Source organism: Microbacterium sp., from assembly GCF_035554235.1.
Lineage (GTDB): Bacteria > Actinomycetota > Actinomycetes > Actinomycetales > Microbacteriaceae > Microbacterium.
On record NZ_DATMIO010000261.1, the window covers coordinates 1 to 17,862 of the forward strand.

Sequence of the window (17,862 nt, forward strand, 5' to 3'; positions counted from 1 at the left end):
GGCATCCAATACGGCTCGCACGCCGCCGAGTTCGGCACCACATGGGGCGAGGCGCTGCTCGAGCCGACCCGCCTCTACACCGCGCCGCTGCTCCGCCTGCTCTCCGACCCGGCGGTCGGCGACGGCGTGCACGCGCTCAGCCACGTCACGGGCGGGGGCATCGCCGCCAACCTGGCGCGCGTGCTGCCGCGGGACACGTGGGCCGAGATCGACCGCTCGACTTGGTCTCCCAGCCCCGTCTTCCGGGTGCTGTCGGATGTCGCGGGCACGACGCTCGAATCGAGCGAGGGCACCTGGAACCTGGGCATCGGGTTCCTCGTAGTGGTGGCCGCCGACCGCGCGGAGGCCGCGGCATCCGCCCTCGCGCAAGAGGGGATCGCCGCGTGGCAGGTGGGCACCGTGCGCACGGGCGCCCGCCCCGAGGGGGATTTCGAGCAGGGCGCCAAGGGGGTCGACGGCGGCGCCGTGCGCCTCGTGGGCACGTACCGAGACGGGAAATAGACACCACCCATGTGCGGCATCGTCGGAATGGTCGGACACGGCCCCGTCAACCAGGAGATCTACGACTCCCTCCTCCTCCTCCAGCATCGCGGGCAGGACTCGACCGGCATCGCGACGGCGGAGCGCAACGGGATCTTCCACCTCGCCAAGGCCCGCGGCATGGTGCGGGAGGCGTTCCGCACCCGCGACATGCGTGCGCTCCTCGGCAACATCGGCCTCGGGCACGTGCGCTACGCCACGCAGGGCAACGCCGGCAACGAAGAAGAGGCGCAGCCCTTCTATGTGAACGCCCCGTACGGCATCGTCCTCGTGCACAACGGCAACCTCACCAACACCCGTGAGCTCACCGACGAGCTCTTCCACAAGGATCGCCGGCACCTCAACACGAGCTCCGACACCGAGCTGCTCGTGAACGTCCTGGCGAACGAGCTGCAGGCCTCGATCTCCGGCCTCGACCTCGAGCCCGAGACGGTGTTCAAGGCGGTCACTCGAGTGCACGAGCGCGTCGAGGGCTCCTACGCCGCCATCGCGCTGATCTCCGGCTACGGGCTGCTGGCCTTTCGCGACCCGTTCGGCATCCGCCCCCTCATCCTCGGCACCCGCCCGAACGAGGCGGGAGGCTATGACTGGATGGTCGCGTCCGAGTCGCTCGTGCTCGAGAACGGCGACTACGAGGTCGTGCGCGATGTCATGCCGGGCGAGGCGGTCTTCATCACCGTCGACGGCAAGCTGCACACGCGGCAGTGCGCGGCCGCGCCGCAGCTCGCGCCGTGCTCGTTCGAGTACGTGTACCTCGCCCGGCCCGACTCGATCATGAACGGCATCTCGGTCTACGAGGCGCGGCTGCGCCTGGGCGAGCGCCTGGCCGACACGATCGCCAAGTACACGCCGGACGGCACGATCGACGTCGTCATGCCGATCCCCGATTCCTCGCGGCCGGCGGCGATGCAGGTCGCGCGCAAGCTCGGACTCGAGTACCGCGAGGGCTTCTACAAGAACCGCTACATCGGCCGCACATTCATCATGCCCGGGCAGGCGGTGCGCAAACAGAGCGTGCGTCAGAAGCTCAACGCGATGTCGAGCGAGTTCAAGGGCAAGAACGTGCTGCTGATCGACGACTCGATCGTGCGCGGCACGACCAGCCAGCAGATCATCCAGATGGCGCGGGATGCCGGGGCCAAATCGGTCACGTTCGCGTCGGCCGCCCCGCCGGTGCGCTATCCGCACGTGTACGGCATCAACATGCCCTCACGCGGGGAGCTCGTCGCCCACAACCGCACGATCCCCGAGATCGCCGAGGCGCTCGGCGCCGACTACCTGGTGTACCAGGAGGTCGATGACCTGCGCGACGCCATCCTCGAGGGCTCGGACGTGCAAGACCTCGACATGAGCTGCTTCGACGGCCGATACGTGACCGGCACCGTCTCGGAGGAGTACCTTGCCTGGGTCGAGGGCACGCAGGAGTCTTGACGAAAGTGGCCTCATGACCGCGCGTCCGCTCTGGCGTGGGCGCGCGCTCGCGCTCGCGGGCATCGTCCTCGTGGCGCTCAACCTGCGCACCGGGGTTGCATCGCTGTCGCCGCTCGTCGAGCACATCCAGCGGGATGTCGCGATCTCGCCGCTCGCGCTGGGCCTGCTCGGCAGTGCCCCGCCGGTCTGCTTCGCCGTGTTCGGTGTCATCACCCCCGCGCTCACCCGGCGCGTGGGGCTCGAGCGGCTGCTCGTTCTTGCCATGGCCGTGCTCTCGGTGGCGCTCTGCCTGCGCGGCGCGGCCTCCAGCGCGGTGCTGCTGCTCGCGGCCACGGTCGCGGTGTTCGCCGGGGTCGCGGTCGGCAACGTGGTTCTGCCGCCGCTGGTGAAGAAGTACTTCCCCGACAGGATCGGCCTCGTCACCACCCTGTACATCTCGGCGATGGCCGTCGGCACGTTCCTGCCCCCGCTCGTCGCGGTGCCGGTTGCCGACACGGTCGGCTGGCGCATCGCGCTCGCGCAGTGGGGGATGCTGGCCGCCGTCGCGCTCGTGCCGTGGGTGGCGCTGCTTGTTCGTGCCCGCATCGGCCGCGCCGACGAGGTCGCCGCCGTGTCGACGGGTGCGCCGCTTCGCAGGCTGTGGGCGTCGCCGATGGCGTGGGCGATCGTGGTGCTCTTCATGACATCGAGCATCACGGCGTACACGATGTTCGCCTGGGCGCCGGCGATGCTGGTCGAGGTGGCCGGCGTTCCGCCCCAGCAGGCCGGCGCACTGCTGTCGCTTTTCGCCATGGTCGGGCTGCCGCTCTCCCTCTTCGTGCCGCTGCTGACCGCGCGCCTGAAGATCGTGAAGACGATCGTCGGAATCGCCACCGGAGGACTGGCGGTGGGATACCTGGGCCTCATCGTCGCGCCGGCGGCCGCGCCCTGGCTCTGGGTGTTCCTCCTGGCACTGAGTCAGGCGACCTTCCCGCTGTCGCTCGTGCTGGTGAACCTGCGCACCCGCTCGCATGAGGCATCCGTCGCGCTCAGCGGTTTCGTGCAGAGCATCGGATACGCCGTCGCCGCCATGTACCCGATCGGGATCGGTGCGCTCGTGCAAGCGACGGGGGCCTGGACCGTGCCGCTGTGGGTGCTCCTGGCGACCGCCCCGCTCGCCGCGATCGCCGGCGTGATCGCCTCGCGCCAGCGGGCCGTCGAGGACGACATCCGTCGCTGACCACCCGAGGGCCGATCGCGGTCGCCGAATACCCGGCAGATACCGGGGTCCATCCGCCGTGGCGATCGCGGCATACTCCCAGGGACAACGCGATATATCGTGTTAGCGTGGCGCCATGACAACGCGCGACGCGAGTGCGGGCACGAGCACGGAGCCCGCGACCTCGGGCCTGGAGTGGACGATCCGGGGCGAGATCGCCGCAGCCGAACGCCCCGATCGCCCGATCCGCCGCGTCCTGCGCCGGGCGAGGGCGTGGATGTCGCGGCACCCCGCGCTCGAGAAGGCCTACCGCGTCGGTGTCGGTGTGCTGGGCGGCACCCTCACGGCCATCGGGCTGCTCCTTGTCCCGCTCCCCGGACCGGGGTGGCTCGTCGTCTTCCTCGGCCTGGCGGTCCTCGGCACCGAGTTCCACTGGGCGCGGCGCGTCGCCGCGTGGCTCAAGCGCACGCTCGACAGGTTCTGGGCGTGGTACAGGGCGCGTCGCGCGCGCCGGCAGGCCGAAGCCGCGTGGGAGCGGGCGGCCCAGGCTCACGCGCGGGCGGCTGGGTCCCAGAGCTGAGGCACCCCTGGGGTGCACACGGACGAACGGCGGCTCTGGGCCGTCGCAATTCGCCGCGCCGAGCTATTCGCCGTTTGGGCTATTCGCTGCTCAGGCCTTTTCGCCGCTCAGGCCTTTTCGCCTTCGTATTCGTCCGAATAGTCGTCGGCCCACTTGTCGACGTACAGATCTTCGCCCTCGGGGTGAAGCTCCTTCTCCAGCGCGGAGTAGTTGACACTCGGGCTGTAGGACTTGAGCTCACGCGCGATCTTGGTGTGCTTCGCCTTCTGACGGCCACGCCCCATGCGAGACCCCCCTCACGAGTTGAGCTGCGGGCATTCGGCGCGCCCGACGCATTGACGAAACCGGCTCGGGGCCGGAAAGAGTAGCATTCAGAATAGCACGCGGGACCTGCGGCAGAGCGCTCTGCCGCGCCGTGGGAGAGCCGCCCCGCGTGCCGTGAAAGGGGTCGGGCATGTCGAACATTTCCCCCGCATCGCCGTCGGGAGCGGGCGCCGACCCGTCGCCGACCGCGGCTCCCGAGGTCGAGGACGAGGCGCTCCGCGGGGCCGTCCTCGCCGGCATCGTGCCCGATCAGCCGAGCCGCGTGCTGAAGGAGGCCGCGCGCTACGCGCACCTGCACGGCACCTACCTCGTGGTCGTCCATGTGGATGTCACGCGCTTCGTCACGTACGAGGACCCCGATGGCTACGTGCATTCCGCACCGATCGACATGAACATCGATCCGGGGGCCGACAACTATAAGGCGGTCACCGCCCAGGCGGCGGCCCTGCTCGAGGGCGGCGACGTCAAGTGGACGGCACGCCAGCTCGTGGGCGATCCCGCGATGGCGATCAAGCACCTGGCCGATCGCCTCGATGCCCGGCTCATCGTGGTGGGAACGCGCCGGCGAGGGTTCGGCGAATCCGTCCGCGAGTTCTTCACCGGGTCGGTCGCCGCGCGGCTGGCTCACCGGCAGCGCCACAACATCCTCGTGGTGCCGCTGGGCGAGCCCGTGCCGGATGACCAGGAACTGATCTGGGACGACGCGGGGTAGCCCCCCGCGTCGCCCCCGACCGGTAGAGCGCCCGCTCAGCCGCGGAGGCCGCGGATGAGCGCGTGCGTGGCGGTGTCGAGCGCGTTCTCGAGCGTGTCGACGACGGATTTCTCGAGCGTTCCGCCCCGCGCGACGTGCGAGCGTAGGTCGCTGCGCACACGCGCGCGAAACTCGTTGATCACGGCATCCGCTCGATGCAGCTGCTCGCGGCTGAGGAGCCGCGGGTCATCGCTGGGCACCGAGGATCGCGCGGCCTTCGCTTCGGCGCGCTCCTGACTGCTCGCCGCGGCGAGGTCGGCGCGGAGGCTCTTCATCGCCTCACGCACGCTTCCGCGCACCTCGTCGGCGATCAGGCGCACCGAGTCGGCGAGGCCGGCCTCGATCCCTTCGAGATCGCCGGCTCGCGACGCCACCTCGGCGCGACCTGCCTCGGTGATCTCGTAGACGGTCTTACGGCCGTCGACGGTCTTGGTCACGAGACCCTCTTCCTCGAGCTTCGCGAGGCGCGGGTAGATCGTCCCCGCGCTGGCCGTGTACGTTCCGCCGGTGCGGTCGGAGAGGGCCTGCATGATGTCGTATCCGTGCCGTGGGCCCTCGTCGAGGAGGCTCAGCAGGTACAGGCGGAGGTCGCCGTGGGAGAAGACCGGGGTCATGACAGGGTCTCCTTGCCGAATCCGTCCGGAGAGCCGCTGCCGAAGCTGCCGCTCTCGCCTTCACCGAAAGCGTCGTCGCCGGCACCGCCGGGGGAGCTCGCGCCGCCGCGACGGAGGACCGTGAGATCGCCCGAGACCGCGTTGGTCCGCACGTCGACGAACGAGCCGCTCAGCTCGCCGACCGAGCCCTGGTAGTTGGTCATGCCCGAACTGGAGCGCACGACACCGTCGACCTGCACGCGGCCGCTGACGGTGCGCACGACGAAGTTCGCGGGGAGGCCCTCGTCGAGACGGATCGTGCCGTTGCCGCTGACGGAGTTCAGGCTGATGCCGCTGACCTGACCCGTCGAGTCGACGACCATGTTGCCCGAGACGGTGTCGACGGTCGCTTTGCGCACGGTCCCCGTCACGGCGACGTCACCCGACACGCTGTTGGCGCCCAGGGCTCCGACGAGCTCGCGCACCTGCACATCGCCCGAGACGGCGTTGACGGTGAGGTCGCCCCTGAGGCCGTCGACGATGATGTCGCCCGAGACCGTGTTGAGTCGAGCGTCCTGCTCGAGGCCGGAAACGAGCGCGCTCGCGCTCACGACGCCGAGGTTGAGGGCGACGCTGCGGGGGACCGCGACGCTGATCTCGGCCTTGGGCCCGCCGGTGCCGAAGTTGCGGAACACTTCGAGGAAGTTGTCCCAGCCGAGCTGGGGGTGATCGATCTCGACGACGTCGCCCGACACCTCGATGCGAAGGTCCTTTATCGTCACGCCGTGCACCTCGATGCGCGCGCCCGGCTCGTCGTGGCCGATGACATCGATCTGTCCGCCGACGAGACCGACCTTGAGTTTGCGGACGGAATCGATGTCGATCACGCGCGTCTCGCCCGGGTGGATGATCCACTTCTCGAGTGCCATGGGTTGCTCCTGGGTTGTAGAGGTCCCTGGTTCCTCCAGGGTCGCGATATATCGCGTCGCCGCAACGATAACACGATATATCGCGACTGTGGGAGTGCTCAGGAAACGCACGGTTGACATTGACGCGGCGTCAACATCTAGCGTGAAGGCATCGATCGCGCACACAGGATCTCACGCACACAGGATCTGACGCACACACAGAGAGGAGGCAGGCCGATGGAGTGGTCCATCCAGCAGATCGCGAAGCTCGCGGGCACCACGAGCCGCACGCTGCGGTATTACGGCGAGATCGGCCTGCTTCCGCCGTCGTCGATCGGGCACAACGGCTACCGCCACTACGACGACGCGTCCCTCGTTCGACTGCAGCGCATTCTCCTGCTGCGGGAACTCGGCCTCTCTCTGCCGCAGATCGCCGACGTGCTCGCTCGCGAGCACACCCAAGAAGACGCCCTGACGGGTCACCTCGCGTGGCTCCGCCAGGAGCAGGACCGGCTGGCGCGACAGATCGCGTCGGTCGAATCGACCATCCGAGCATTGAGAGGGGGTGAACGACTCATGGCAGAGAACATGTTCGACGGCTTCGACCACACGCAGTACAAGGACGAGGTGGAGGAGCGCTGGGGCAAGAAGGCCTACGCCGACAGCGACCGCTGGTGGCGCAGCATGAGCGCCGAAGAGAAGGCCGCATGGCAGCAGCGCTCGGCCGACCTGGGTCGCGACTGGATCGCGGCCGCGGAGAGCGGTGTCACCGCGGGAAGCACCGAGGCGCAGGCGCTGGCCGAGCGTCACGTGCAGTGGCTGACCGGCATCCCCGGCACTCCCGCGGCGGACCGCGGCGACGTCAAGGCGTACGTGATCGGTCTCGGCGAGATGTATGTGGCCGACCCGCGCTTCGGCGCCAACTACGGCGGTGAAGAGGGTGCGGCGTTCGTGCGCGACGCGCTGCGCGCGTACGCCGAGGCGAACCTGTAGGCCGGCAACCGCTGGGTGACAGCCGCTGGTGCCACGCGAGCCCTCGTGGAGAAAAAAGAGAACGACGGATGCCGCGGGCCCCCTGGGCCGTGGCATCCGTCGTTCAGCTTTCCCGAGTGGACGGCCCCGCGCCCGAGCGGGCCGTCCGGGAGCGCCTAGACCTTGTTGCGACCGCTGAGGGCGCGAACGAGGAACAGGACGACGGCGATCGCCGCGAGGATCAGTCCGACCCACAGAAGGAACTGCAGGGACTGCACGAAACCTCCGGTGATGAGCAGGATGACAGCAACGATGATGATGATGAGGGCGAGGATATTCATGGAGGGTATCTCCTTCTTCTTCTCGAATTCCCGCGAGGGTGATGCGGGTCGGTGCCGGTGGGCACACCCCCACGGTAGGCGGTCGAGGCCCGAGCCCTCGGGGGCTTGACGTGCCGTGATCCGCGGTGCTACGGGCCTTTCGCCTCCGGCGGCCGGGATTGTCAACCCCCTGACACGCACCCCGGTGTGCACCTAGCGTCGATTCACACCCGATCGCATCGAAGGAGACAGCGTGACCGACGACGCCCTCACAGACCCGACGACGAAGCATCCGCAAGGCGGCTTCCCCGCCCAGGCGCAGGATCAGCCGGGGCTCACCGATCAGACGCGCCCCACCCCCGACCACGGGGAGCAGAGTTACCGGGGATCGCTGCGTCTCAGCGGCCGCCGGGCGCTCATCACCGGCGGAGACTCCGGCATCGGCCGCGCCGTTGCCATCGCCTTCGCGCGCGAGGGCGCCGATGTCGTGATCAGCCACCTGCCCGAAGAGCAGGCCGACGCCGACGACACCATCAAATGGGTCACGGAGGCCGGCGTGAAGGGCGTGACGCTGCCGGGAGACCTGCGCGAGGAGTCGTACTGCTCCGAGATCGTCGACAAGACGGTGCGGGAACTCGGCGGGCTCGACATCCTGGTCTTGAACGCGGCCTACCAGCGCGACCGCGAGGGGCTCGAGAACCTCTCGACCGAAGAATTCGACAGGGTTTTCCGCACCAATCTGTATGCGCCCATCTTCACGGCGAGGGCGGCGATTCCGCACCTCGAGCCAGGCTCCTCGATCATCGTCACCTCGTCGATCCAGGGCTTCGATCCCTCGGATTCGCTCATCGACTACGCGATGACGAAAGCGGCGCAGGTGGCCTTCGTGAAGGCTCTCGCGCAGGAGCTCGGTCCCCGCGGCATCCGCGTGAACGCGGTCGCCCCTGGCCCGATCTGGACACCGCTCATCCCTGCCACCGGCTGGGACGAGGAGCGCCTGGCGACGTTCGGCGAGGACACCCCGCTCGGCCGCGCAGGACAGCCGGCGGAGCTGGCGGGGGCGTACGTGTACCTGGCGAGCGAAGCGGCCTCATATGTGTCGGGCGCGGTGCTGCCCGTCACGGGCGGCAAGGGACTCTGACGGGACCTCTACCGAAGGGTCCTCCGAGCGAAAGGAGAGGGCGACATGCCGCAACGACGGCGATCGGGCGCGCTGCAGGACCCGGAGCTCTACGAGAAGCTCCGCGACGACGGCGCGTCGAAGGAGAAGGCGGCGCGCATCTCGAACGCGGCGGCGCGTGATGGACGGTCCGCGGTGGGCAGGCGCGGCGGCACGTCGGGCGACTACGACGACTGGACCGTCGACGCGCTCCGCAAGCGCGCCAAGGAGCTCGGTATCCGCGGCTATTCGGGCAAGCGCAAGGCGGAGCTCATCTCGATGCTCCGCACCCACTGAGGTGGCGAAGCTCGCGAGGGTCACGCCCTTCGAGGACCCCGGGCTGCGGCGGGTGCGTGCGGGCGCGGGATTCCGGTACATAGACCGCAGGGGCAGGTCCGCCAAGAAGAGGGATGCCGCGCGCGCCCGTGCGCTCGTCATTCCTCCGGCCTGGGAGCAGGTCTGGATCTCGGAACGCCCCGACGGCCACATCCAGGCCGTCGGAACCGACCAGAAGGGCCGCAGGCAGTACCTGTATCACCCGGACTGGGCAGCGCGGCGCGACAAGGGAAAGTTCGCCCGGGTGCTGCTGCTCGCCGATGCCCTGCCCCGCGCGCGTGCCCGCGTGACCGCAGACCTCCGGGGCGACGGCCTCACGCGGGAGCGCGTCCTGGCGACGGCGTTCCGCCTGCTCGACCAGGCGGCGCCGCGCGTGGGGTCGCCGCGCTATCTCGAGGCCAACGGCAGCCGTGGCCTGACGACGCTCCGCCGGGGGGATGCCGCGATCGACGGGTCGGTCGTGACTCTGTCGTTCCCGGCGAAGAGCGGAAAGCGCGCGCTGCTGAGTGTCGACGACGACGACCTTGCGACGGCGATCGACGAACTCGCGGTCGGCAGACCGCGTGCGCCGCTGCTCTCGTACCGGCGCGGCCGCCGCCGCATCCCGGTGACCGCGGGCGAGGTCAACGACCATGTCCGCGCGCTGACGGGCGGGCTCTTCACGGCCAAGGACTTCCGCACGCTCCGCGGCACCGTGCTCGCCGCCGAGGCACTCGCCCGGATCGGCCCCGTCGATGGTGGCCGCGAGCGGGCCGAGGCGGAGCGGCTCGCCGTGCAGGCGACCGCGGAGGCGCTCGGCAACACGGTCGCCGTCGCCCGCCGCAGCTACATCCACCCCGGGGTGTTCGCGCGGTACGAGCGCGGCGAGACGATGGAGCTCGGCGGGTCTCCGGAGGCGGCCCTGCGTCGTCTGCTGTCCTAGCCCGCGGCGCTAGCGTGGGTTCATGACGCAGGTGACCCCGCTCCGCTGGCAGCACGTCGGGCTGGTCGCGGTGGGCGGTGCGTTCGGCACCGCCGCCCGGGAGGGTGCGATCCTGCTGTGGCCCGCCGGCGACGGGCTCCCCGTCGCCGTCTTCGGCGTGAACGTGCTGGGCGCCCTGCTGCTCGGGGCGCTCTATGCGCTGCTCGGCCGGCGCCGCGAGACGGAGCGTGCCCGCGCGGCCCGCGCGTTGCTCGGTGCGGGGGTGCTCGGCGGGTTCACGACCTACAGCGCGCTCGCCGGCGACACCGCACGCCTGTGGGAGCAGAACGCGGGGATCGCCTTCGGGTACGCCGCGGTAAGCGTGCTGGCGGGCGTCGCCGCGGCCGCGCTGGGGCTGCGGCTCGGCGCCGGGCGACGGGCGGATACCGCGTGAACCCGCTCCTGCTGGTCGGCGTCGCGGTCGCCGGCGGCGTCGGCGCGGCCCTGCGCTTCGTGCTCGACCGAGCGGTCATGACACGCACGCGGGGGGCGTATCCCTGGGGCATCACGATCGTCAACCTGACGGGCTCGTTCCTGATCGGCGTGCTCGCGGGCCTCGCCGACGCCGCGCTGATGTCTGCACCGTGGGTCGCGGTGCTCGGCGTCGGGCTCCTCGGCGGGTACACGACCTTCAGCACCGTCACCGTCGAGACGGCGATCGCTCTGGGTCGTCGCGACTACCGGGCGGCGGCGCTCAACGGCGGCGTGCAGCTCGTCGCAGCGGTCGCTCTGGCGGCCCTGGGGCTCGCGATCGGGCGGACCCCGTGACCCGGGCGGATCGCGGCAACCGCACAGCTTCGTGTATCCCGACCGTGGAATACTGAGAGGGTCGGATACAGCACCGTATCGTCGGTGCGCGCTCTGCCACCGACACCCCCTTCTTTCACCGAGAGAACACCGTGTCGAAACTCGCCGTACTGAGCCTCAAGAACCGAGCGCTCATCGCCCTCATCACGATCGTCGCGGCCGTCTTCGGCGGTCTTGCCCTCACGAATCTCAAGCAGGAGCTCATCCCCTCGATCGAGTTCCCACAGCTCGCGATCGTCTCCGCGTACCCGGGTGCCTCGCCCGAGGTCGTCAACAACGACGTCTCCACACCGATCGAATCCGCCATCCAGGGAGTTGCCGGCCTCGAGACGACGACCGCGACCAGCACGACGAACGCCTCGATCATCCAGGCGTCGTTCACGTACGGCACCGACCTGGCGACGGCGGAACAGAAGCTCAACCAGGCGATCAACCGCATCTCGGGCCAGCTCCCCGAGAGCGTCGAGCCGCAGGTGCTCTCCGCCTCGATCGACGACTTTCCCGTCATCCAATTGGCCGTCACCGGCTACGACGACCAGCTGACGATCCAGTCCGACCTCGAGCGCACGGTCATCCCCGAGCTCGAGGACGTCGACGGCGTCAACGCCGCCTCGATCGTCGGCGGCATCGGCCAGCGGGTCACGATCACGCCCGACCAGCCGGCGCTCGCCGCGTCCGGCTACACCTCGCAGGCGATCCGCGACGCGCTCGACCAGAACGGAATCCTGTTTCCGGGCGGCGAGATCACCGAGGACGGCAGCACGCTGACGGTGCAGACCGGCGAGAAGATCGAGTCGGTCGACGCCATCGCCGCCCTCCCGCTCGTGCCCTCGGGACCCGACCAGTTCCAGGCGGGGCTCGTGACCATCGCAGACGTCGCGACCGTCGTCGAGGAGTCCGACCCGGTCACCACGATCTCGCGCGTCGACGGAGAACCCGCCGTCACGATCGCGGTCACCAAGCTCCCCTCGGCTAACACGGTCGAGGTGTCCACCGGCGTGCTAGAGGCGCTGCCCGAGCTCGAGGACTCACTCGGCGGAGCCGCGTTCACGATCGTCTTCGATCAGGCGCCGTACATCCAGGAGTCGATCAACGCTCTCGCCCAGGAGGGCATGCTCGGCCTGCTGTTCGCCGTGCTCGTCATCCTGATCTTCCTCATGTCGGTGCGTGCCACGATCGTCACCGCCATCTCGATCCCCACGAGCGTGCTCATCACGTTCATCGGCATCCAGGCCTTCGGGTATTCGCTCAACATCCTGACGCTCGGTGCGCTCACGATCGCGATCGGACGCGTCGTCGACGACTCGATCGTCGTGATCGAGAACATCAAGCGGCATTACGTCGGCGATGCCGACAAAGCGCGATCGATCCTGCTGTCGGTGAAGGAGGTGGCGACCGCGGTCTCGGCCTCGACCGTCACCACCGTCGCCGTCTTCCTGCCGATCGCGTTCGTCGGCGACATGACGGGGGAGCTGTTCCGGCCCTTCGCCCTCACGGTGACCATCGCGATGGTCGCGTCGCTGTTCGTCTCGCTCACGATCGTCCCCGTGCTGGCGTACTGGTTCCTCCGGCCAGGCAAGCCGATCCTCGACGCCGAGGGGGCCGCGATCGACCCCGAGGATCCGGCGGCGCCGCCGTCGCGCCTGCAGAAGGCGTATCTGCCGATCCTCCGCTGGACGCTGAAGCACTCGGTGGTGACGATCCTGCTCGCCGGCCTCGTGCTGGTCGGCACGATCGCGCTCGCCCCGCTCATGAAGACCAACTTCCTCGGCGACTCAGGGCAGAACACCTTCACCATGACGCAGAACCTCGATCCGGGCGCCAGCCTCGAGGCCGAAGACGCCGCAGCGGCCGAGGTCGAGGCCGTGCTCCAGGGCATCGACGGCATCGACACCGTCCAGGTGTCGATCGGATCCAGCGGGTCCGCGCTCCGCGATGCCTTCACCGGGGGAGGCGGCGGCATCACGTACTCCATCACGACATCGGACGACGCCGATCAGGTCGCCCTGCGCGAAGAGGTGCAGGATGCGGTCGCCGACCTCGAGGACGGTGGCACGATCACGATCTCGGGTGGCGGCGGATTCGCGGGCTCCTCCGACATCGCGATCGATGTGTCGGCCCCCGACCGGGCCGGTCTCGAGACGGCGACGCAGGATGTCATGGACTCCCTGAAGGGCGGCGACGGTATCGGCCAGGTCTCGAGCAACCTGAGCGACGCGCTGCCCTACATCGCCGTCGTGGTCGACAGCGACGCCGCGGCCCGTCTCGGTCTCAGCGAGGTCGCGGTCGGGGGCCTCGTGTCGAGTTCGATGCAGCCCCAGTCGATCGGCACGGTCGAGATCGACTCGGCGTCGCTCACCGTCTACCTCGCGGCCGGCAACACCCCCGCCACGCTCGATGAGCTGCGTCAGCTGACGATTCCTTCGGCGACCGGTCCGATTCCGCTCGATCAGGTCGCGACGATCGACGAGACGGTGGGGCCGACGTCGGTCACGACGCAGCGCGGTCAGCGCGTCTCCACGGTCACCGTCACGCCGTCGACCGACAACCTCACGGCGGCGTCGGCGACGGTGACCGCATCGCTCGAGAGCGTCGAGCTGCCCACCGGCGCGCGCGCCGAGGTCGGCGGAGTGCTCAGCGACCAGCAGGACGCGTTCACGCAGCTCGGGCTCGCCCTGCTCGCCGCCATCCTGATCGTCTACATCGTCATGGTCGCGACATTCAAATCGCTCCGTCAGCCCCTGCTGCTGCTCATCTCGGTGCCGTTCGCGGCGACCGGCGCGATTCTGCTGCAGATCATCACGGGGGTGCCGCTCGGCGTTGCCTCGCTCATCGGTGTGCTTATGCTCATCGGCATCGTGGTCACGAACGCCATCGTGCTCGTCGACCTCGTCAACCAGTACCGCGTGAAGGGGCTGGCCGTGCACGACGCGGTCGAAGCGGGCTCGGCCCGACGACTTCGCCCGATCCTCATGACGGCGCTGGCGACGATCCTCGCCCTCACGCCGATGGCGATCGGCATCACGGGCCACGGCGGGTTCATCTCTCAGCCGCTCGCGATCGTCGTGATCGGCGGTCTGATCTCGTCTACAGTGCTGACGCTCGTGGTGCTTCCGACGCTGTACAACCTCGTGGAAGGCGCCCGCGAACGGCGTGCTGTTCGACGAGGCGGCGGCGATCAGGACGGGCAGCCGGCCCACGCCTCGAGTGGCCCCCTCGAGCCGGCGGTCGCGATGTCGGGTGCGTCGTCTGCGGGCGGCGGGCTTCCGTCGGCAGCGCCCGTGCAGCAGACGCGACGCGCCCGACGGCCTTCATCGGAGTGAACTGCAGGAGGCGAAGCGGCGTGCGGGCCGCGGCCGTCGTGTTCGCGGTCTCCTTCTTCGAGTCGCACTCGACACCCAGGTGACGCGTCATGACGACGAGCCAGGCGAACATGAGCGTGAAGACGATCAGCTCGAACGCCGCGAGGTTGATGAGGCCGGTGGCGAACAGAGTGCCGTACAGCACGAGCGATACGAGCACTCGCCGGGTGGCGCGCGCCACCCGGCGGTGCATGCCCTTGAGCAGCCAGCGGCTCGATATGAGCAGCCCGGCGAACGACAGGACGGCGCCCGAAGAGCCGCGCTCATGGACGAAGAGATTGACGTCGAGAGGAGAGAACCCGACGAGGGAGAGATGGATGCCGATCAGTGCGACGAGGATGGGGACGATCAGGGCCGCCCGCCGGTTCGTGAGCACGGAGGTGCCGACGTGTCGGACCATCTCGATGCGCAGCCGCACAGCGAAGACGACGAGCATGATGCTCGCCGCCACGATGGTCGCGTTGAAGGCGTACCCCGAGAACGCCCGGAAGGTCCCGAGGCGGCTGAAGTGCAGGTGCCACCACATCGGGTCGGGGGTGGTCAGAATGGCGACGAGGCAGCCGAGGACGAGCACCCCGGCGGCGGCGGCGACAGACTGGGTCGGCGTCGTGGCGCGGACGAACATCGCCAGCGGGCGGGCGCGTTGAAGAACGAAGGGCGACTCTACGGCGATCAGGGCCACAGTGGGGTCTTTCGTGAGGCGTTAGTGCAACGGTCTCGTCCCCGAAGGATTCCCCAGGCTGCGGCCGCCTACCCCCAGTTCGAGACCGCTAGCTCCGGACGTGTTCCCCAACAGCAGGCGCGCTCTGTGATGAATCTACCGGGGTTTTGTGTTAATAGGGAATCACGGGTTTTCGAATTGCCGGGTTACCGCGAGGAATCTGATGAAGACGGCGATCCAGCCGAAGATCAGCGCGAACACGACAATCTCGAAAGCGGTGAGCGAGAAATACCCGACGGCGAAGAGAATCACCGACGCGATCGTCGCTCCGAGGAACGCCCAGGAAGAGACGAAATACGTGCGCGGCACCCCGCTCAGCAGTCTCGGGCCGCCGATGAGCAGAGCCAGGAACATCACCGCCATCCCCGACGCCGAAAGGTTGTGCAGCACCAGGTGGACGTCGACGGGAAAGATCCCGACGCACGCGAGCATGATGCCCATGACGACGAAGAGCCCCGAGACGATTCGTGACGAGCGGGGGTTGGCAAGCCCGCCCGCGGCGATCAGCACGTCCATGTCGGTCGAGATGTAGACCGCGAAGGTGGTCACCAGAAGCCCCCCGGCGATGAGCGTGCCGTTGAAGACCCAGCTCGAGAGGTCGTCGAACGTGCCGAGCTGGCTGAAGTGGACCTCCCACCACTGGGGGTCCGGCGTGGTCACCATGGCCGTCAGGGTGCCGAGCACGATGAACGACATGAGCAGCGACGACATGCGCTGCGTCGTCATGCGCGAGACGGACAGGAAGACGAGGTATGCCGTCAGCCCGAGCGTCACGGCCATCAGCACGACGGCCCAGAAGGTCACGACCGGAAGGCCGATGAAGCCCAGGCTCAGAACGCGATAGCTCGCATACGTCGCCAGGAATGCCAGTGCCACGTGCGCGATCACGACCGAGATGGTGTTGACGGTGTACTTCCAGGCCGGCAGCGCCAAACGCCACTCCTGACCCGGGCGGAGCCGGGCGCCCCAGTATCCGGCCGCCGCGACGACCGCGGCGACCACGCCCGCGCCGAGCGACGCCATGATGCCGAACGACAGCTCGCCCATGAAGATCGTCGTCGCCAGCGAACTGAGCGAGAGGATGAGGCCGTACACGCCGCCGATCGCGCCGGTGATGAGGGCGATGTAGACCGCGGCCGACTCGACGCGGAGCGTCGGCGCGGGAAGGACGCCGTCGGTGCGGGTAGGGCCGACGGGGCTCGCGGGTTCTGCGCTCATGGCGTCAGTGTAGGGGTCGGCTGCGGCCCCGACTCACGCGCTCAGGGTGATTTCTGCAGCCACGGCCCGAGCGCTCGAGTGACCCACGGGAGCACCGCGTAGATCATCACCGGGGTGAGCAGAATCGAGGTGAGAAGCACACGCGCAGCGAGCGGCCATTCCATGAAGCCGGGCACGAAGCCCAGGAGCCACGACGCCACCAGGTTCGTCGGGAAGAACCCGAGCCAGATCGTGACCGCCTGCTTCCATCGCGGCGGTGCGACCGGGATCGGCCGCTGGATCGGGCCCGTGGCCGACGGCATGGCGCGGCGGGGAGTCTCCGCATGAACGCCTGCGCCGGCCGGTGCATGGGCCTCCGGCATCCGCGTATCGACGTTCGTCGCAAGCGGTGCGTCGAACCAGCCCTCGATGCCCGTGCGGCGCTCGCTTCGACCCTCGCTGGCGAAGCCCCTGCCGGATTCGAGCCACCACCTGCGCTCGCCCGAGTCCTCCCAGGACTCGAGGGTGGGGATGTCGCGGAAGCGGTAGAGCATGTACCAGAGGTCGCTGTTCTCGCCCGCGCGCACCCAGCCCGAGCCGAGGAAGCCCTCGAACGTCTGGGCGAGATCTGTGCCCGCCTGCATCCACGCCGTCGCCTGGGCGGCGCGCGTGGGGTCGATGCGTCGCTCGATCGCGACCGTGATCGGGTGTGCGTCGCTCTCTGCCATGAAGCCATCATCCAGGGTCGGGGGTGGATGCCGGCGGCCGGGCGTCCTCACAGGCTCGCGATGAGCGGCATCCGCTAGAGTGAAGGGTCGGCTCTGGACACCGCGCATGCTGCGCGGATGGGTTTGTGAGTCCAAGGGGCCGATGGTGGGAGCGAATCCGCTCCGGCGACCATCACGTTGAATGGCCCCCGGCCGACGATAGTCCGGGTTACTCCGTGCCGCATGTGCGGCGTCGGCGCAGCGATGCTGCGTGCGATCTGCGGAGTGCTGTTCTCTCATGAGACAACCCAGAAGGACATCACCATGCCCAAGAACAAGAAGCCCGCCGGCGGACGCCCGGCCAAGAATTTCGAGCCGCGCTATGGCGAGAAGAAGCCCTCGCGGTTCCTGAACTCGTCGAAGGATGACCGCGCCCGCGCAGCCGGGGCGCCCTCCGCCAGCAAGCCCGGCAGTCGCAGCGCGGGACACCGCGGCTACCGCGCCGCGACCGAGGAGCAGGGTGCATCCGCCGCCGGTGCGCCGAAGCAGCGCTGGACCTCCGCTCAGCGCGCCGGTCGCGACGAGTCGCGCTCGATCCGCACGCACGCGCAGGGCGACCGTCCGGCGCGTTCGTACGAGGAGCGTCCGCCGCGGTCGTACGATGAGCGCCCTCCGCGTTCCAGCGATGAGCGCCCGGCCCGTCGGGAGTACGGCAACGATCGTCCGGCACGGTCTTACGATGACCGCCTGAAGCGCGAGTACAACGCGGATCGTCCGCCCCGGTCTTACGAGGAGCGCCCGCCGCGGACCGGTAACGACCGTCCCGCCCGTTCGTACGAGGAGCGCCCGAAGCGCGAGTACAACTCCGACCGCCCTGCCCGGACGTACGATGCGCGTCCGCCGCGGACCGGTAACGACCGTCCCGCCCGTTCGTACGAGGAGCGCCCGAAGCGCGAGTACAACTCCGACCGCCCTGGTCGCACGAACGATGCCCA

18 protein-coding genes and 1 pseudogene are annotated in these 17,862 nt (G+C 69.1%); 13 read left to right on the plus strand and 6 right to left on the minus strand.

The features are described from left to right. From VNT50_RS13250 to VNT50_RS13265, 4 genes are all read left to right on the plus strand, one after another. Positions 1-501 (plus strand): AIR synthase-related protein (locus VNT50_RS13250; protein ID WP_325485580.1); only part of this gene is annotated, 501 nt, incomplete at its 5' end. Between the two features lie 9 nt (positions 502-510). After that, positions 511-1,971: an amidophosphoribosyltransferase gene (gene purF / locus VNT50_RS13255; RefSeq protein ID WP_325485581.1), complete on the plus strand. Its 1,461-nt coding sequence runs from the start codon at positions 511-513 to the stop codon at positions 1,969-1,971. Between the two features lie 13 nt (positions 1,972-1,984). Next, the gene (locus VNT50_RS13260) at positions 1,985-3,190 is read left to right on the plus strand and encodes an MFS transporter (RefSeq protein WP_325485582.1); all 1,206 of its coding nucleotides are present in this window, start codon (positions 1,985-1,987) and stop codon (positions 3,188-3,190) included. 115 nt (positions 3,191-3,305) lie between these two features. Then, positions 3,306-3,749 carry a TIGR02611 family protein gene (locus tag VNT50_RS13265; RefSeq protein WP_325485583.1) on the plus strand — a complete coding sequence of 148 codons (444 nt, stop codon included), beginning with the start codon at positions 3,306-3,308 and terminating at the stop codon, positions 3,747-3,749. Between the two features lie 107 nt (positions 3,750-3,856). On the opposite strand, the gene VNT50_RS13270 is transcribed toward VNT50_RS13265, so the two are convergent. Next, positions 3,857-4,033 (minus strand): DUF3073 domain-containing protein, encoded by a 177-nt coding sequence (locus VNT50_RS13270; RefSeq protein WP_325485584.1) that lies wholly within the window; start codon positions 4,031-4,033, stop codon positions 3,857-3,859. Between the two features lie 170 nt (positions 4,034-4,203). Here VNT50_RS13270 and VNT50_RS13275 point away from each other — a divergent pair, with 170 nt between their 5' ends. Next, positions 4,204-4,785, plus strand: coding sequence for a universal stress protein (locus tag VNT50_RS13275; protein ID WP_325485585.1), 582 nt, complete (start codon positions 4,204-4,206; stop codon positions 4,783-4,785). Between the two features lie 35 nt (positions 4,786-4,820). Here the strand turns inward: VNT50_RS13275 and VNT50_RS13280 are convergent, their stop codons facing one another. Next, positions 4,821-5,438 carry a PadR family transcriptional regulator gene (locus tag VNT50_RS13280; RefSeq protein WP_325485586.1) on the minus strand — a complete coding sequence of 206 codons (618 nt, stop codon included), beginning with the start codon at positions 5,436-5,438 and terminating at the stop codon, positions 4,821-4,823. After that, positions 5,435-6,346: a DUF4097 family beta strand repeat-containing protein gene (locus VNT50_RS13285; RefSeq protein WP_325485587.1), complete on the minus strand. Its 912-nt coding sequence runs from the start codon at positions 6,344-6,346 to the stop codon at positions 5,435-5,437. Before VNT50_RS13285 ends, VNT50_RS13280 begins: the two co-directional genes overlap by 4 nt. A gap of 216 nt (positions 6,347-6,562) precedes the next feature. Here VNT50_RS13285 and VNT50_RS13290 point away from each other — a divergent pair, with 216 nt between their 5' ends. Next, positions 6,563-7,318, plus strand: coding sequence for a MerR family transcriptional regulator (locus VNT50_RS13290; RefSeq protein WP_325485588.1), 756 nt, complete (start codon positions 6,563-6,565; stop codon positions 7,316-7,318). A 155-nt stretch (positions 7,319-7,473) separates the two neighbouring features. Here the strand turns inward: VNT50_RS13290 and VNT50_RS13295 are convergent, their stop codons facing one another. Beyond that, complete coding sequence (locus VNT50_RS13295; RefSeq protein ID WP_325485589.1) at positions 7,474-7,638, minus strand: hypothetical protein; 165 nt, start codon at positions 7,636-7,638, stop codon at positions 7,474-7,476. 232 nt (positions 7,639-7,870) lie between these two features. Here VNT50_RS13295 and VNT50_RS13300 point away from each other — a divergent pair, with 232 nt between their 5' ends. From VNT50_RS13300 to VNT50_RS13325, 6 genes are all read left to right on the plus strand, one after another. After that, the gene (locus VNT50_RS13300; RefSeq protein ID WP_325485590.1) at positions 7,871-8,758 is read left to right on the plus strand and encodes an SDR family oxidoreductase; all 888 of its coding nucleotides are present in this window, start codon (positions 7,871-7,873) and stop codon (positions 8,756-8,758) included. A 45-nt stretch (positions 8,759-8,803) separates the two neighbouring features. Continuing rightward, a complete protein-coding gene (locus VNT50_RS13305; protein WP_325485591.1) occupies positions 8,804-9,073 on the plus strand; it encodes a DUF7218 family protein in 270 nt (89 codons plus the stop codon). Position 9,074: 1 nt separating this feature from the next. Continuing rightward, positions 9,075-10,034: a DNA topoisomerase IB gene (locus tag VNT50_RS13310; RefSeq protein WP_325485592.1), complete on the plus strand. Its 960-nt coding sequence runs from the start codon at positions 9,075-9,077 to the stop codon at positions 10,032-10,034. Between the two features lie 22 nt (positions 10,035-10,056). Continuing rightward, positions 10,057-10,467, plus strand: a complete 411-nt coding sequence (locus VNT50_RS13315; RefSeq protein ID WP_325485593.1) for a CrcB family protein — start codon at positions 10,057-10,059, stop codon at positions 10,465-10,467. Beyond that, positions 10,464-10,841 carry a fluoride efflux transporter FluC gene (locus tag VNT50_RS13320; RefSeq protein ID WP_325485594.1) on the plus strand — a complete coding sequence of 126 codons (378 nt, stop codon included), beginning with the start codon at positions 10,464-10,466 and terminating at the stop codon, positions 10,839-10,841. Before VNT50_RS13315 ends, VNT50_RS13320 begins: the two co-directional genes overlap by 4 nt. A gap of 131 nt (positions 10,842-10,972) precedes the next feature. Beyond that, positions 10,973-14,203 (plus strand): efflux RND transporter permease subunit, encoded by a 3,231-nt coding sequence (locus VNT50_RS13325; protein ID WP_325485595.1) that lies wholly within the window; start codon positions 10,973-10,975, stop codon positions 14,201-14,203. Between the two features lie 883 nt (positions 14,204-15,086). Here the strand turns inward: VNT50_RS13325 and VNT50_RS13330 are convergent. Then, on the minus strand, positions 15,087-16,181 hold the full coding sequence (locus VNT50_RS13330) for a DUF998 domain-containing protein (protein WP_325485596.1): 1,095 nt from the start codon (positions 16,179-16,181) through the stop codon (positions 15,087-15,089). A 41-nt stretch (positions 16,182-16,222) separates the two neighbouring features. Beyond that, positions 16,223-16,888, minus strand: a complete 666-nt coding sequence (locus VNT50_RS13335) for an antibiotic biosynthesis monooxygenase (RefSeq protein ID WP_325485597.1) — start codon at positions 16,886-16,888, stop codon at positions 16,223-16,225. 303 nt (positions 16,889-17,191) lie between these two features. Between VNT50_RS13335 and VNT50_RS13340 the strand changes: the two are divergent. After that, positions 17,192-17,862: pseudogene (locus VNT50_RS13340) on the plus strand (DEAD/DEAH box helicase); the annotation flags it as partial.